The sequence below is a fragment of the Pelomonas candidula genome (assembly GCF_043555985.1).
GTDB lineage: Bacteria > Pseudomonadota > Gammaproteobacteria > Burkholderiales > Burkholderiaceae_C > Pelomonas > Pelomonas candidula.
This window is the reverse complement of the sequence record NZ_JBIGIC010000002.1, coordinates 508,346-523,365: the sequence shown is the minus strand read 5'-3', so window position 1 is coordinate 523,365 and position 15,020 is coordinate 508,346. Positions and strand designations below refer to the sequence as shown.

At 69.7% G+C, this 15,020-nt stretch carries 13 protein-coding genes; 10 read left to right on the top strand and 3 right to left on the bottom strand.

The window, feature by feature from the left end; translation table 11 throughout:
* Positions 1–175: 175 nt before the first annotated feature.
* Entirely contained in the window at positions 176–3,058 is a 2,883-nt protein-coding gene (locus ACG04R_RS05920; RefSeq protein WP_394407177.1) for a M16 family metallopeptidase, read from the top strand.
* A 6-nt stretch (positions 3,059–3,064) separates the two neighbouring features.
* Here ACG04R_RS05920 and ACG04R_RS05915 read toward each other — a convergent pair whose 3' ends face one another.
* Positions 3,065–3,892: a DUF72 domain-containing protein gene (locus ACG04R_RS05915; protein ID WP_394407176.1), complete on the bottom strand. Its 828-nt coding sequence runs from the start codon at positions 3,890–3,892 to the stop codon at positions 3,065–3,067.
* 66 nt (positions 3,893–3,958) lie between these two features.
* Entirely contained in the window at positions 3,959–5,635 is a 1,677-nt protein-coding gene (locus ACG04R_RS05910) for an electron transfer flavoprotein-ubiquinone oxidoreductase (RefSeq protein WP_394407174.1), read from the bottom strand.
* A gap of 129 nt (positions 5,636–5,764) precedes the next feature.
* Between ACG04R_RS05910 and ACG04R_RS05905 the strand changes: the two genes are divergently transcribed.
* From ACG04R_RS05905 to ACG04R_RS05895, 3 genes are read left to right on the top strand one after another with little or no spacing between them, the layout of a single operon-like run.
* A complete protein-coding gene (locus ACG04R_RS05905) occupies positions 5,765–6,547 on the top strand; it encodes an SDR family oxidoreductase (RefSeq protein ID WP_394407173.1) in 783 nt (260 codons plus the stop codon).
* Positions 6,547–7,170 (top strand): YceH family protein, encoded by a 624-nt coding sequence (locus ACG04R_RS05900; protein WP_394407172.1) that lies wholly within the window; start codon positions 6,547–6,549, stop codon positions 7,168–7,170. The genes ACG04R_RS05905 and ACG04R_RS05900 overlap by 1 nt, the downstream gene beginning before the upstream one ends.
* A complete protein-coding gene (locus ACG04R_RS05895) occupies positions 7,167–7,586 on the top strand; it encodes an acyl-CoA thioesterase (RefSeq protein ID WP_394407170.1) in 420 nt (139 codons plus the stop codon). Before ACG04R_RS05900 ends, ACG04R_RS05895 begins: the two co-directional genes overlap by 4 nt.
* Here the strand turns inward: ACG04R_RS05895 and ACG04R_RS05890 are convergent.
* A complete protein-coding gene (locus ACG04R_RS05890; protein WP_394407168.1) occupies positions 7,579–10,332 on the bottom strand; it encodes a TonB-dependent receptor in 2,754 nt (917 codons plus the stop codon). The two genes, ACG04R_RS05895 and ACG04R_RS05890, sit on opposite strands and share 8 nt — an antisense overlap.
* Positions 10,333–10,511: 179 nt before the next feature.
* On the opposite strand from ACG04R_RS05890, the gene ACG04R_RS05885 reads away from it, so the two are divergent.
* The 6 genes from ACG04R_RS05885 (at position 10,512) to ACG04R_RS05860 (ending at position 15,016) form a co-directional block, all read left to right on the top strand.
* Positions 10,512–11,990 (top strand): cyanophycinase, encoded by a 1,479-nt coding sequence (locus tag ACG04R_RS05885; protein ID WP_394407166.1) that lies wholly within the window; start codon positions 10,512–10,514, stop codon positions 11,988–11,990.
* A 140-nt stretch (positions 11,991–12,130) separates the two neighbouring features.
* Positions 12,131–13,348, top strand: a complete 1,218-nt coding sequence (locus ACG04R_RS05880; RefSeq protein WP_394407165.1) for a cyanophycinase — start codon at positions 12,131–12,133, stop codon at positions 13,346–13,348.
* Positions 13,345–13,737, top strand: a complete 393-nt coding sequence (locus ACG04R_RS05875; protein WP_394407163.1) for a DUF3224 domain-containing protein — start codon at positions 13,345–13,347, stop codon at positions 13,735–13,737. Before ACG04R_RS05880 ends, ACG04R_RS05875 begins: the two co-directional genes overlap by 4 nt.
* Positions 13,738–13,755: 18 nt before the next feature.
* Positions 13,756–14,190 carry a hypothetical protein gene (locus tag ACG04R_RS05870; RefSeq protein ID WP_394407162.1) on the top strand — a complete coding sequence of 145 codons (435 nt, stop codon included), beginning with the start codon at positions 13,756–13,758 and terminating at the stop codon, positions 14,188–14,190.
* 35 nt (positions 14,191–14,225) lie between these two features.
* On the top strand, positions 14,226–14,738 hold the full coding sequence (locus tag ACG04R_RS05865; RefSeq protein WP_394407160.1) for a YbaK/EbsC family protein: 513 nt from the start codon (positions 14,226–14,228) through the stop codon (positions 14,736–14,738).
* Positions 14,735–15,016: a DUF1289 domain-containing protein gene (locus ACG04R_RS05860; protein ID WP_394407159.1), complete on the top strand. Its 282-nt coding sequence runs from the start codon at positions 14,735–14,737 to the stop codon at positions 15,014–15,016. The genes ACG04R_RS05865 and ACG04R_RS05860 overlap by 4 nt, the downstream gene beginning before the upstream one ends.
* Positions 15,017–15,020 lie beyond the last annotated feature (4 nt).

Below are 15,020 nucleotides of genomic sequence, written 5' to 3'. Positions count from 1 at the left end.
TCAGCGCGTGGCCGCTCGTGCCGTGCCGCTCATCCGCCCGGAAGGGTGATCGATGTGTCCGCGGGGGCTATTCACCCGGTTCCATACGGTTTCCTGATGTGAATTGGGGAATGATCGCGCCGCTGCCGTGGCGGCAGCTTCATCTGGCAAGACCTGACAAGGAAACCCACGAGACATGAGCAAGCCGATGTTCTTCATGCGCGCGACGGCCCTGGCGGCGGCGCTGGCCCTGACCGGTGGCGGGCTGCTGCTGGCGCCCGCAGCGCGGGCCGAAGCACCCGAGGCCAAGGCGGCCACGGCCGTGACCGCGACCGGCCCGCTGTGGGGCCACGAGCTGGTGCAGCGTGCGCCCGACCCGGCCGTGCGCTTCGGCCGCCTGCCCAACGGGCTGCGCTATGCCATCCAGCACAACGAGACGCCCAAGGACGGCGTGGCCATGCGGCTGCACATCGGGTCGGGCTCGTTGCAGGAGCGGGACGAGGAGCGCGGCCTGGCCCACTTCCTGGAGCACATGGCCTTTCGCGGCAGCACCCATGTGCCCGACGGCGAGGTGGTGCGCATGCTGCAACGCCAGGGGCTGGCGTTCGGTGCCGACACCAACGCGTTCACGGCGTTCGACCAGACGGTCTACCACTTCAACTTCCCCAAGGCCGACGCCGCCGCGCTGGACACGGGGCTGATGCTGTTCCGCGAGATCGGCGATGGCCTGAAGCTGGAGCCGCAGCTCGTCGAGCAGGAGAAGGGCGTCATCCTGTCCGAGGAGCGGGTGCGCGACGTGCCGCCGCTGCGCGCCTACATCGCCCAGCAGCAGCTCGTGCTGGCCGGCACGCGCGTCGCGCAGCGCCTGCCCATCGGCCAGATCGAGACCATCCAGGCCGCGACGGCCGAGCGCCTGCGCCGCTACTACCAGGCCAACTACCGGCCCGACAACGCGACGCTGGTGGTCGTGGGCAATGTCGACGTCGACGCGGTGGAGCGGCAGATCCGCGAACGCTTTGCCGGCTGGAAGCGCGCCGGCAAGCCCGAGGTGCTGGACCTCGGCAAGCCGCGGCCGGCCCAGGCAGCGGCCGAGTTCGTGGCCGATGGCGCGCCGGACACGCTGGCACTGAGCTGGCTGCTGCCGCCCGACAACCGGCCGCCGACGCTGGCGGCATCGCGCGACCAGCTCGTGAGGCAGCTTGCCGCAGCCGTGCTCAACCTGCACCTGGCCGACCGTGGCCTCAAGGCCGGCAGCCCCTATCTCGGCGCGCAGGGCGGTGTGCAGCCGTCCGTCTACAAGGTGGCGGGCGAGGCCCAGCTGATGGTGGTCGCGCCGCCGGAGCGGTGGTCCGCGGCGCTGGACTCGGCCGTGGAGGTGCTGCGCCAGCTGCAGGCCCAGGGCGTGCAACCGGCCGACCTGCAACGGGTGCTGCCGACGGTGCGCAGCTTCCTGCAGTCGGCCGTGGCCCAGGCGCCGACGCGGCAGCACGCGGCCATCGCCGACGCGCTGCTGAACTCCGCCCACCAGGACGGGCTCTACCAGAGCGCCGCGCAGACGCTGGCCGAGGCCGAACCGATGCTGGCCGGCATCACGCCTGACGAGCTGACCGCCGCGTTGCGCCGCGACTTCGGCGGCAAGCCACTGGTGTTCCGCAGCGCCAAGGCCGGTCCCGCCGGCGTCGGCGCGTTGGAGCAGCAGGTGGCGCAGGCACTGTCCCGCCCGCTGGCGGCGCAGGCAGCGGTGACGGCCGTCGACTGGCCGTACACCGACTTCGGCCCGGCCAGCGCCATCACCAGCAAGTCGACCGATGCCGACCTGGGTACGACCACCGTGCAGTTCGCCAACGGCACGCGGCTGGTGGTGAAGAGCACGGCGCAGGAGAAGGACAAGCTCAGTGTGCAGGCACGCCTGGGCCAGGGCCGCGCCGGCCTCGCGCCGCAGCAGCTGCACGCCGTCTGGGCGCTGAACTTCATGCCGCTGGGCGGCACCGGCCAGCGCTCCGTGGCCGAGCTGACGCAGTGGCAGCAGGCCACCGGCAAGCTGATCGGCGTGAACCTGGCGGTCGACAAGTCGAACTTCGTGCTGCAGGGCAACACCCGCCCGGCCGACCTGCTGGCCGAACTGCAGGTGCTGGCGGCCTTCGCGCGGGACCCGGGCTTCCGGCCCGAGATGGCCGACAAGCTCACCGGCGTGGCGCCCATGATGTCCAACCAGTTCGAGGCCCTGCCGGCCATCGTCTTCCAGCGCGAACGCAGCCGGGTGATGAACAGCGGCGACGCAAGGCTGGGCATCATGCCCAGCGCGGCCGACATCGCGGCCACGAAGGCCGACGAACTGCCCGCCATGCTGCGCGGGCCACTGGCGGGGGCGGCCGATGTCGTCATCGTCGGCGATGTCAGCGTGGACGCGGCGATCGCTGCCGTGCAGGCCACCTTCGGCTCGGGCGCCGAGCGGCCACGCCCGCCGCGTGTCGACCTGCGGCAGGCGGCGCTGGCCGACGGCGGCACGCCGCACGTGGCCTTCCACCGCGGCCGCGCCGACCAGGCCGTGTTTGGCTGGCAATGGGGCATGCCCGACCACTGGGCCGATCCGGCGTTGTCCAACACCGGCCGGGTGGCTGCCGCGCTGCTGCAGGCGCGCTTGGTGGATACGGTGCGCGAGAAGCTGGGCATCACCTACTCGCCGCAGGCCTCGGGCGGCGGCTCGCTGGACACGCCGGGGCAGGGCGCCTTCGCGGTACAGATCGAGACGCCGCCGGAGAAGTTCGACGGCCTGCGCGAGGTGCTGGCCGCGCAGCTGCGCGAACTGGGCGACAAGCCCGTGAGCGCCGACGAGCTGCAGCGCGCCAGGCAGCCGTTGCTGGACACCGCGCTGAAGGCGCCAGAGCACAACGGCCATTGGGCCTTCTGGCTGCCGCGCGTGCTGGCCGAGCCGCGCATGAAGGCCGCCATGCTGGGCGAGGCCGATGGCCTGCGCGCCGTCACGGTCGAGCAGCTGCAGGCCTTCTTCCACGGACTGGCCGGCCGCCAGCCCATCGAGGTGGTGGCGCGGGCGCCGGAGGCGGCACCCGCGAAGTGAAGGGCGTCAGGCGCCGTCGTCAGGCGCCTTGACCGATTCGCCCAGGGCGCGCCGCAGGGCCATCGCGGCGTGCGGCGCGCGCTCCTTGGCGCCGCTGATGAAGTAGACGAAGACGTCGCGCGGCGCTGCCTTATCGGCTGCCGGATCGACGCGTGGCAGGCCGTCGGGCTCGCCGCCGTCGGCCCAGGCCTTGGCCGACGCGGCCAGTGCAGGGAACACGTCGGGCTTGCAGCCCAGCGGTTCGTCCGGGTGCGTGCGCATGATGCGCGAGTAGACGAAATCGCCCGTCACGTCGGCAATGGGCGGGTAGTCGTCGGACTCGGTGAACACCGTCGCCGCATTGAACTTGCGGGCCAGCGCCAGGTACTCGGTGCAGCGGAAGCTGTCGTGCCGCACGTCCAGCGCGTGGCGCAGCTTCAGGCCGTCGACCTGCGCCGGCAGCAGCTCCAGGAAGGCCGTCAGGTCGGCCGCGTCGAACTTGTGCGTGGGTGCAAGCTGCCAGACGATGGGCCCGAGCTTGTCACCCAGCTCGGCGATGCCGGACTCGATGAAGCGCTTGATCGAGTCCGCGCCGTCGGCCAGCACGCGGCGCTGCGTCGCGAAGCGGATGGCCTTGAGCGAGAACACGAAGCCGTCGGGCGTCTCCTGCCGCCACTTGGCAAAGGTCGCGGGCTTCTGCGCACCGTAGTAGGTGCTGTTGATCTCGATGGCGGTCAGCCGCTGGCTGGCGTACTGCAGCTCACGGGCCTGCGGCCAGCCGTGGGGGTAGAAGTTGTCGCGCCAGGGCTCGAAGTCCCAGCCACCGATGCCGACCCTGATCTTTCCGTCGCTCACGCCGTCTCCTGGGGATGCCGAAGAGGCCGCAGCCTATCGGCCTCCGCGGAGGCAGCGCAAGGGGACTTACATGCCGGCGTAGTTGGGACCGCCGCCGCCTTCCGGCGTGACCCAGACGATGTTCTGCGTCGGGTCCTTGATGTCGCAGGTCTTGCAGTGCACGCAGTTCTGCGCGTTGATCTGCAGACGCTCGCCGCCGCCGGCCTCGTTGGGCACGAACTCGTAGACGCCCGCCGGGCAGTAGCGGCTCTCGGGGCCGGCGTACTTCGCGAGGTTGATCTGCACCGGCACCGCGTCGCTCTTCAGCGTCAGGTGGGCGGGCTGGTTTTCCTCGTGATTGGTGTTGGAGATGAACACCGAAGACAGGCGGTCGAAGGTCAGCTTGCCGTCCGGCTTGGGGTAGGCGATGGGCTTGCACTCGGCTGCTGGGCGCAGCGCGGTGTTGTCGGCCTTGTGGTTGTGCAGCGTCCACGGCGGCGTCTTGACGCCCAGCTTGGGCAGCAGCCACTGCTCGATGCCGGTCATCAGCTCGCCGACGGTCTTGCCCTTCTTGAACCAGAGCTTGAAGTTGCGGCTCTGCTGCAGCTCCTCGTTCAGCCAGCTCTTCTCGAAGGCCTCGGGGTAGGCGGTCAGCTCGTCCTGCGCGCGGCCGGCGTCCAGCGCTGGCGCCAGCGCCTCGGCGGCCAGCATGCCGCTCTTGATGGCCGCGTGGCTGCCCTTGATGCGGGCGGCGTTCAGGTAGCCGGCGTCGCAGCCGATGAGGCAGCCGCCCGGGAACACGGTCTTGGGCAGGGCCTGCGGCGTGCCGTTGTTGATGGCGCGTGCGCCGTAGCCGATGCGCTTGCCGCCCTCGATATGGGCGCGGATGGCCGGGTGGGCCTTCCAGCGCTGCATCTCCTCGAACGGGCTCAGGTAGGGGTTGTCGTAGTCCAGGCCGATGACGAAGCCCAGCGTGACCTTGTTGCCGTCCAGGTGGTACAGGAAGCCGCCGCCGAAGGTGTCGCCCTCCATCGGCCAGCCGGCCGTGTGCACGACCTTGCCGGGCTGGGCCTTGTCGGCGGGGATTTCCCACAACTCCTTGATGCCGATGGCATAGGTCTGCGTGTCCTTGCCTTCTGCCAGCTTGTACTTGGCCAGCAACTGTTTACCGAGGTGGCCGCGCGCGCCTTCGGCGAAGACGGTGTACTTGCCCAGCAGCTCCATGCCGAGCTGGAAATGGTCGGTCGGTTCGCCGTCCTTGCCCAGCCCCATGTTGCCGGTGGCCACACCCTTGACGCGGCCCTGTTCGTCGTAGAGCACCTCGGCGGCGGCGAAACCCGGGAAGATCTCGACGCCGAGCGCCTCAGCCTGCTGCGCCATCCACTTCACGACGTCGGACAGGCTGATGACGTAGCAGCCGTGGTTGTGGAAGTTGCGTGGCACCAGCCAGTCGGCCATGCGGGTGCTGCCGGTCTCGTTGAGCAGCAGCACGTCGTCGCCTGTCACGGCCTGGTTCAGCGGCGCGCCAAGCTCCTTCCAGTTGGGGAACAGCTCCGTGATGGCGCGCGGGTCCATCACCGCGCCGGACAGGATGTGGGCGCCGGGCTCCGAGCCCTTCTCCAGCACGACGATGTTGGCGTCGGGCTTGATCTGCTTGAGCCGGATGGCCGTGGCCAGGCCCGCCGGGCCGCCGCCGACGATGACCACGTCGTACTCCATGGACTCGCGGGGGCCGAACTGGGCCAGGATTTCTTCTGATGTCATGCCGAGTCTCCGAAAACTGAATTGGGCGCGATTCTAAGGAGGTGGATTCAAAAAAAGAACGATCGTGCTTTTTTAGTGCCCGACCTCTAGGCCGGTAGGATGGGCCAAGCATCACGAAGAGGCAGTCTCATGAGTTACTCCATCAACCTCGAAGGCCGCGTGGCCCTCGTCACCGGAGCGTCCAGCGGGCTGGGCGCGCAGTTCTCCCGCACGCTTGCGCAGGCCGGCGCGTGCGTCGTGCTGGCCGGCCGGCGCATCGAGCGGCTGAAGGATCTGCGCGCCGAGATCGAGGGCAACGGCGGCGATGCGCATGTCGTGCAGCTGGACGTGACCGACGTGGCCAGCATCAAGGCCGCCGTCGCTCACGCCGAGACCGAGGTTGGCACGCTGGACATCCTCATCAACAACTCGGGCGTCAGCACGACGCAGCGCCTCACCGACGTCACCGAGAACGACTACGACTTCGTGATGGACACCAACACGCGCGGCGCGTTCTTCGTCGCGCAGGAGGTGGGCAAGCGCATGCTGGCCCGTGCGCGCGGCGCGGCGCCAGGCACCTTCATCGGCGGGCGCATCGTCAACGTGGCGTCGATGGCAGGGCTGCGCGTGCTGGGTCAGATCGGCGTCTACGCGATGAGCAAGGCCGCCGTCATCCACATGACGCGGGCGATGGCGCTGGAGTGGGGCAAGTACGGCATCAACGTGAACGCCATCTGCCCTGGCTACATCGACACCGAGATCAACCACCACCACTGGGACACCGAGCAGGGCAGGAAGCTCGTCGACCTGCTGCCGCGCAAGCGCGTGGGCCAGCCCAAGGACCTCGACACCGCGCTGCTGATGCTGTGTGCCAACGAGAGCCATTTCATCAATGGCGCGGTGATTCAAGCCGACGATGGATTTGGTGTTTGATGAGCCGTCGTGACCTGACCCCACTGGAGGCCCGCGTCCTCGCCGTCCTCGTCGAAAAGGAATCCACCGTGCCGGACAGCTACCCGCTGTCGGCCAATGCGCTGACCGCCGGCTGCAACCAGAAGACGGCGCGCGACCCGGTCATGGACGTCAGCGAAGCCGAAGTGCTGGCGACGGTGGAGGAGCTCAAGGCGCTGCACCTCGTCAACACCGTCAGCGGCAGCCGTGTCGTGCGCTACGAGCACAACTTCGCGCGCGGCCTGGGCGTGCCCGGCGCTGCCATGGCGCTGCTGACGCAGCTGATGCTGCGCGGCCCGCAGACGGCGGCCGAGCTGCGCCAGAACACCGAGCGGCTGCATCGCTTCGCCGACGTGTCGTCGGTGGAGGGTTTCCTGGAGGAACTGGCCGGGCGCGAGCAGCCCTTCGCCGTCAAGCTGCCCAAGGCACCTGGCGCGCGGGAGGCGCGCTGGGCGCATCTGCTGTGCGGGCCGGTGGCGTCGGTCGAGCATGCGGTGGCTGCCGCCCTGCCGCGCGATGAAGAGGTGGCCCTGCTGCGCGCCGAGGTTGCCTCGTTGCGCCAACTCGTCAACCGCATCGCCGCAGAGCTGGGCATCGCGCCATGAGATTTGTCGTCCCGGCGCAGAAGAAGCTAACCTACGAGGCCCGCATCCCCATGCGCTGGGGCGACATGGACGCGATGGGCCACATCAACAACACGCTGTATTTCCGCTACCTGGAGATCGCGCGCGTGGACTGGCTCACGAGCATCGGCGCGCCGCCCAACCCGGGCGGGCAGGGGCCGGTCATCGTCAACGCGTTCTGCAACTTCTACCGGCAGCTCAAATGCCCGGGCGAGGTGCTGGCGAAGCACTACGTCAGCGACCCGGGCCGGACGAGCTTCGAGACGTGGATCACGCTGGAACGCGTGGACGAGCCCGGCGTCGTCTACGCCGAGGGCGGCGCGACGACGCTGTGGTTCGACGCCCGGACCGACAAGGCGATCGCCTTGCCGGACTGGGTGCGTGAGCTGGTCACTTGAACGCGTACTTGGCGCTGACGTAGACGAAGCGGCCGCGCGGATCGGTGTAGCTGGGGTCGTAGCCGTTCAGGAAGAAGTAGGCCTGCTGCGAGAACGGCGGCGACTTGTCGAACAGGTTCTGCACGCCGGCGCGCAGCGTCAGGGCCTTGGTGGCTTCCCAGCCGGCCGACAGGTTCCACAGCGAGTAGGCGCCGACCTTGCGGTCCGGCTTGCCGATCACGTGCTGGTCGTCGTAGCCCGACAAGAAGCTGTTGGACAGCGTGAACGACAACGGCCCGGTGTCGTAGTCGACGCTCAGCGTGTGCCGCCAGCGCTGCACGACGCCGTCGTTGTAGAAGACGTTGAGGTTGCTGATGAAGGGGTCGCCGTCGCCGGCCTGCTGCTCGGATTTCAGCGTCAGCGTGCCATTGAAGCGCAGGCCGAACTGACCGATGCTCGTCTTGAGTTCCGTCAGCGCGACGCCGAAGTCCAGGCCGGAGATGCGCTGCTTGCCGCGGTTCTCCTTGATGAGGTCGATCGCGCAGATCTTGCTGCTGTCGGGGTCGGCGACGTCCGCGCAATAGGCCGGCAGGTTCGTGTCGTAGCGGCGGTGCACCAGGCTGCCGTACTTGTCCAGGTTGTTGAGGATCGTGTCTACGCCCAGCGTGCTGATGAGGTTGCTCTTCTCGATGTTCCAGTAGTCGACGTTCAGGCTGACGCCACGCTGCGGCTCGAACACGGCGCCGAGGGAGAACTGGCGTGACTTCTCGGGTCTGAGCTTGGCATTGCTGTAGTTCAGCGTGGTCCAGCCGTCGGAGCAGTCGGTGACGGTGTTGGTCGGGTCGTTGGCCATGCAGACCGGGTCGACCAGGATGGCGGCGCTGCCGGTGGTGACCGGGCGGTACAGGTCCGACATGCTGGGCGCGCGGAAGCCACGGCCGACCGATGCGCGCAGCAGCAACTCGGGCATGGGCACGTACTTCAGGCCCAGCTTGGGACTGACCGCGCCACCGCTGACCTGGTAGTGCTCGTAGCGCAGCGCTGCGTCCAGCTCCAGCTGCTTGGTGACCGGTGCGCTGATCTCGGTGAAGACCGCGCCGACCTGGCGCGACTTGCCGAAGTCGGAGTCCGGTCCCTGCGAGGTCTCGCCGAGGATGAGGTCCTGCTTCAGCGCGTCGGACTGGTGGTAGTTCTGCTTCTCGCGGCGCAACTCCCCGCCGAAGGCGAGTGCCAGGTCGCCGCCGGCCAGCGGGGCGAGTGCCTTGGAGGTCTTGAAGTCCAGGCTGTCCATCGTGCCGGTGGCGCGTCGCACCTCGCCGCGGATCTGCGCCTTCTCGTAGAGCGCCAGGCCGGCGGCACCCGACGGACCGAAGGCGTTCAGCGTGCCGGCGGCGAAGCCGTCCATGACCATCTGTTCGTTCAGGTAGCCCTGGTGGTCGCGGTCGGACACCGTGCTGGTGCTGTGGTTCAGCGCCCATTCGTAGTCCCAGCCGGCCAGCACCCCGTTGGTGCCGAGCACGAACCGGTTGGTGGCCGACACGAGTTCGCTGGTGCGCAGGCCGGCTTCGGTCAACCGGGTGCGGACGACGATGATCCGGCGTTCGTCACCCGGGTCGAAGGCTGCGATGCCGGTGTTCTTGAGTGCCGGAACCAGCGACACGTCCATCTCGGCATCCACCCGGTTGGGCGTGCCGGTGTAGAGCGTGGTCGCGCGCGCCATCGAGGCTTCGGCGAAGAGCTGGTGGCCACCGCCCAGGTCGAACACGCCGCGGGTGAACAGGCTGCGCTTGTCGGACTTGGGATACAGCTCGATGTCGCGCATGTAGTCGAAGGTGCAGCCGTCCACGCCGCCGATGCCGGCGGGCAGGTAGAGCGTGGCCGGCGGGTTGCAGCCCGTGGCCGCGGCCGGGTTGATCGTGTAGCTGCTGATGACGTCCTTGCCGTTGGCCTTGAAGCCCTCGCTGATCAGGGTGTCGCGCTGCTCGGAGCCGGACAGGTTCTCGTCCAGCTTGATGTTGCCGGGGAAGGTGGCACTGGACAGCAGGTCCGGCAGCCGCCCGGGGATGTCCAGCTCCTTGATGAACTTGCGACGCGATGCGTTGAGGCTGCTGGTCTTCTGCAAGTCAAGAACAGCCATGACGTTGAAGCCGTTGCGGCCGTAGTCGCCGAAGCCGCCCGCCACCGTTGCCGAGCGCTTGTTCGCGCCGCCGCCCTCGGTCGTGTTGCCGGCCAGCACGCTGACCTCGGCGCCGGAGAAGTCCTTGCGCGTGATGAAGTTGATGACGCCGCCGATGGCGTCCGAGCCGTACAGCGACGAGGCGCCGTCCAGCAGGATCTCGACGCGCTGGATGGCCGCGGCCGGGATGCTGTTCAGGTCTACGCCGGCCGCGTCGCCCGGCGACGCGAAGTTGGCGACGCGCCGGCCGTTGAGCAGCACGAGGGTGGACGACACGCCCAGGCCGCGCAGGTTGGCGGCGTTGAAGCCCATCTGGTCGCGGAAGCCGCCGTAGCCGACGCTGCCACCGTCGGTGAGGTTATTGGCGCTGGCGCTGACGCGTGCCAACAGCTCGGCGGCCGTCGTCACGCCGGCCTTGTCGATCTCGGCGCGCGTGATGACCTGCACCGGCAGTGCCGTCTCGCCCTCGATGCGCTTGATTGCCGTGCCGGTGACCTCCACACGCTCGAGCTTGTCCTGGGCCTGGGCGCTGCAGCTCAGGGCCAACAGCGCCGTGGCCAGGGCGATGCGGGAGGGGCACGGGGATTTCATCTGCAGACTCCGGAAGGCTGGTGACACTGGCCGCGAGTCTAGGCACGGGGGCGCCCGATGCCGGTCTCAAGGGGTGAGTTTCGTCTCGCGCGCGCCACGCCGCTTATCGTTCGGATTAGGGGCGAACCTTCATGGGGCGTCTGTCATCATCGCGCGATGGAAGCAGAAGGAACTTGGGCATGAGGGCATGGTGGGCACGAATCGGGTTGGGGCTGGCGGCGATGGCCCTGGCCATCGGGGTGGAGGCGGCAACGCCACCGGCGCCGGCGGCGAGTGCGTCCCAGGCGTTGCGTCTGTTCCGCCCGTCCACGCCGGCTTCGAGCGCTCGCGCCGTGGCGCCCAAGGCGGCCCCGGCTGCAACCGCCGCGCCGGGGGCGGCGCCCTCGGGCGCGCTGCTGCCACTCGCCGATGCCGAACCGGCCATTCGCGGCTATGCCGTGCCCATCGGTGGCGCGCTGAAGGCCGACAACGACGAGGTCTGGCAGCGCATCGTGCAGCTGGCCGGCGGCAAGGGCGCGCGCTTCGTCGTTTTCGGCACGGCCAGTGAAGATCCCGAAGCCAGCGCCAAGCAGGTCGTGGACCTGCTGCAGCGCCGCGGCGCCATTGCCGAAGCCCTGCCCGTGGCGCCCAAGTTCCTGTGGGTGGACTTGAACAAGGTCGTCCGCGACCCGGCGCTGATCGCCAAGGTCAAGGCGGCCCGGGGCGTGTTCTTCACCGGCGGCACGCAGGAGCGCATCGTCGACGTGCTGCAGCCCGGCGGCCAGAGCACGCCGATGCTGGAAGCCATCTGGGATGTCTACCGCAAGGGCGGCGTCGTGGCCGGCACGTCGGCCGGCGCGGCCATCATGAGCACCATCATGTTCCGCGACGCGCCCAGCGTCATCAACATCCTCAAGGGCCGCTTCACCGACGGCAAGCAGGTGGATCGCGGGCTGGGCTTCGTCGGCCCGAACCTGTTCGTCGACCAGCACTTCCTCAAGCGCGGGCGCTTCGGCCGCATGATTCCGCTGATGATGGCCAAGGGCTACAAGATCGGCCTGGGCGTGGACGAGAACACGGCGGCCATCATCCGCGGCGACGAGATCGAGATCATTGGCGACCGCGGTGCGCTGGTCGTCGACCTGACCGAGGCCAAGAGCGATGCCACGCTGGGGGCCTTCAACGTGCAGGGCGCGCGGCTGTCCTACCTGGAGCACGGCGACCGCTATCACGTGCGGGCGCGTTCGACGACGCCGTCGGCCCCCAAGCTGCGCGGGGAGCTGCACGACGCCGAGTCTCCCAACTTCAAGCCCTACTACACGGACGATGTCTTCCACCTCGACATGCTGGGCGACTCGACCATCTCCAACGCGATGAGCCGCCTCATCGACAGTGTGCGCAAGGAGGTCAAGGGCCTGGCCTTCGACGTGCTGCCGCGTGCCAACGACCCGCTGGCGGAACTGGGCTTCCTGTTCCGCGTCTACAAGGGCTCGGACTCGATGGGCTGGAGCACCGAGGAGTTCGGCGGCGAGCAGTTCACGGTGACCAACCTCTACCTGGACATCAGCCCCGTGCGGCTGCCGATGCCGCTGTACGGCGGCTGGGACGGCGCGCAAAAGCCGGCAGCGCCGGCGTCCGCCGCCGTGGTGCCGTCCGCACCCGAGCATTCGGGCCAGTAGCGGGCGCGTCACGCAGGGCGGGCTGCGAGGCGCGGAGGGCCTCGGGCCCGACCCGCTGTCGCCGGTGCCGCGGGGCTGCGATCATTGCGGTTTGTAAATCCAGCCTTTCCGGCGTCCGCGCCGGGGCCCAGCCGCCCAAATTGCAGACTTCCCCTCAAGCCGGCACCGTCGTCGTCATCGGTGGTGCGCTGAAAGCTGACAGCGATGCTGTCTGGCAGCGCATCGTCGACGAGGCCGGCGGCCCGGGCGCCCCCATCGCCGTGTTCCCGACGGCGGCCTACGAGCCCGAGCGCATCTCCGCCCAGATCGTCGCGGCGCTGGAGCGCTGCGGCGCCGTCGCCCAGGTCGTTCCCATCGCGCCGCACCTGGACGGCATCGACCTGCAGGCCCGGCTGCACGACCCGGCACTGATCGCCCAGGTCGCCGCCAGCCGCGCCGTGTTCTTCTCGGGCGGCGCGCAGGAATACATCGTCGACACGCTGCGGCCCGGCGGCCGGGAGACGGCCATGCTGGGCGCCATCCGCGCCGTGTTCGAGGCTGGTGGCGTCATCGCCGGCACCAGCGCCGGCGCCGCCGTCATGAGCCGGCTGATGTTCCGCGACGCGATGGACAACCTGGCCGTCATGAAGGGCCTGTGGCGCGCCGGCCAGGAGTACGACCAGGGCCTCGGGTTCGTGCGGGACTGGCTGCTGGTCGACCAGCACTTCCTCAAGCGCGGCCGCATCGGCCGCATGCTGCCGGCCCTGCACGCGCTGGGTTGCCGCATGGGCCTGGGCGTCGACGAGAACGCCGCCGTCGTCATCCGGGGCGCGAGGCTGGAGGTCATCGGCGGCGCCGGCGCGCTGCTCGTGGACATCGGCGAGGCCACGCATGACGCGGCGCTGCCGGCCTTCAACCTGCGTGGCGTGCGGCTGTCCTACCTCGACGCCGGCGACAGCCACGACCTCGACAGTGGCGTGACGACGCCGGCGGCGCGCAAGCGCGACGGGCGCCGCATCGACCCCGCCGCGCCGGGCTTCCTGCCGTTGCGGGAGGCCGGTCGTTACTTCCTCGACATCCTCGGCGAGGGCTGCCTGCACGCCGCGCTGGCCCAACTGCTGGAAGGCGCCGCGCCCGAGGTGCTGGGCCTGGCCTATCGCCACCAGCCTCCGCCGCAGGATGCGATGCCTGGCGTCGGCTTCGAGTTCCGCCTGTACCGCGCTCCCGGCCTCGTGGGCTGGCGCGACGCCGCGCCCGGCGCCGACGGCTATACGCTGCTGGGCGCGCGGCTCGACGTCATCCCCGTGCGCGTTGCGCTGCCGCTTTACACGCCGCTGCGGGCCGAAGCGCCCCAGCCCCTCCAGGAGACTCGACCATGACGACCATCAGCGGTGAATTCAGCGTCGGCATGACCGGCCGGGACGGCGAGGCCGAGAGCCCCGCCATCGGCCGCATGCTGCTCGACAAGCACTACCGGGGCGAACTGCAAGCCCACGGCGCCGGCCAGATGCTGGCCACGCACGGCGCCGCCGCCGGCTCGGCCGCCTACGTTGCGCTGGAGACGGTGACCGGCACGCTGCAGGGGCGCGAGGGCAGCTTCGCTCTCGTGCACCGTGGGCTGATGGCGCGCGGCACGCCGTCGCTGGAGATCGGCGTCGTGCCGGACTCCGGCACCGGCGCGCTGGCCGGGCTCGCCGGCCGCATGACCATCCGCGTCGAAGGCCATCAGCACTTCTATGATTTCGAGTTCACACTGCCAGATGCCTGATCGGCAAGGAGACACGCCATGAAGAAGATCCTGCTCGGCCTGAGCGCCACCCTGCTGGCCGCCGCCGCGGCCCACGCCGCCGACGTCGGCGTGTCCATCCAGATCGGCCAGCCCGGCTTCTATGGCCGCATCGACATCGGCAACGCCGCGCCGCCGCCCGTCGTCGTGGCCCAGCCCGTCTGGGTGCAGCGCCGGCCTGTGCATGTCGAGCCTGTCTACCTGCGCGTGCCGCCGGGCCACCAGAAGAACTGGGCCAAGCACTGCGCCCAGTACGACGCCTGCGGCGTGCCGGTCTACTTCGTCCGCGAGGACTGGTACCACGAGCGCTACGAGCGGCCACGCATGGAGAACGAACAGGGGCGGGATCGTGACCGTGGCGACCGTGACAACGATCGCGGTGACCGCGGCCATGGCCATGGCCATGGCAAGGGCCGCGACAAGGACCGCGACTGAGCGCGGCTTCGATGCGCCGCGACACAATCGCGGCCATGGCTGATACCGACTCCCTCGACACCCGCCCCGAAGGCTTCCAGCGCGTCGCTGCCGCGCTGGCCGCGCATGCCCACCCGCACCGCCCGCTGTGGCTGGACGTTGCCGCGCGCACTGCGCAGGAGGCGGCCGACGCGCTGGGCGTCACGCTGGGCCAGATCGCCAAGTCCGTCGTCTTCCGCCTCAAGGCGGACGACTCGGCCGTGCTGGTCATCACGTCGGGCGACAAGCGTGTCGACGAGGCCAAGCTCAAGCCCCACACCGGCGCACTGGGCCGCGCGGACGCCGACTTCGTCAAGGCCCGTACCGGCTTCTCCATCGGCGGCGTGTCGCCGGCCGGTTTCGCACCGGTCGATGGCGCCGCGCCGCCGCGGCTCTTCATCGACCGCGAGCTGTTCCGTTTCGACGTCATCTGGGCCGCGGCCGGGCATCCGAACGGCGTGTTCAGGCTGACGCCGGCCGAGCTGGAGAAGATCACCGGCGCGCCGGTCATCGACGTGGTGCAGTCGTGAAGGCCGTCGAGCCCCCGCCGGACCCGTGCCGGGCCGGCTCGAGCGGCCCTGCCATCTCCTCGGGCGGTGCGCCGAAATCTCCCTGCGTCAACGTCTGCCAGATGGACGCGGCCAGCGGTTGGTGCCGCGGCTGCGCGCGCCGGCTCGACGAGATCGCCGGCTGGGGCAGTGCGCCCGAACTGCGGCAGCGGCAGATCCTCGACCAGTTGCCCGCGCGCCGCATCGAGCTGCAGCGCCGCGGCCTCTGGCTGGGCGCGGTGTCCAACGCGAAAGGCTGAATCC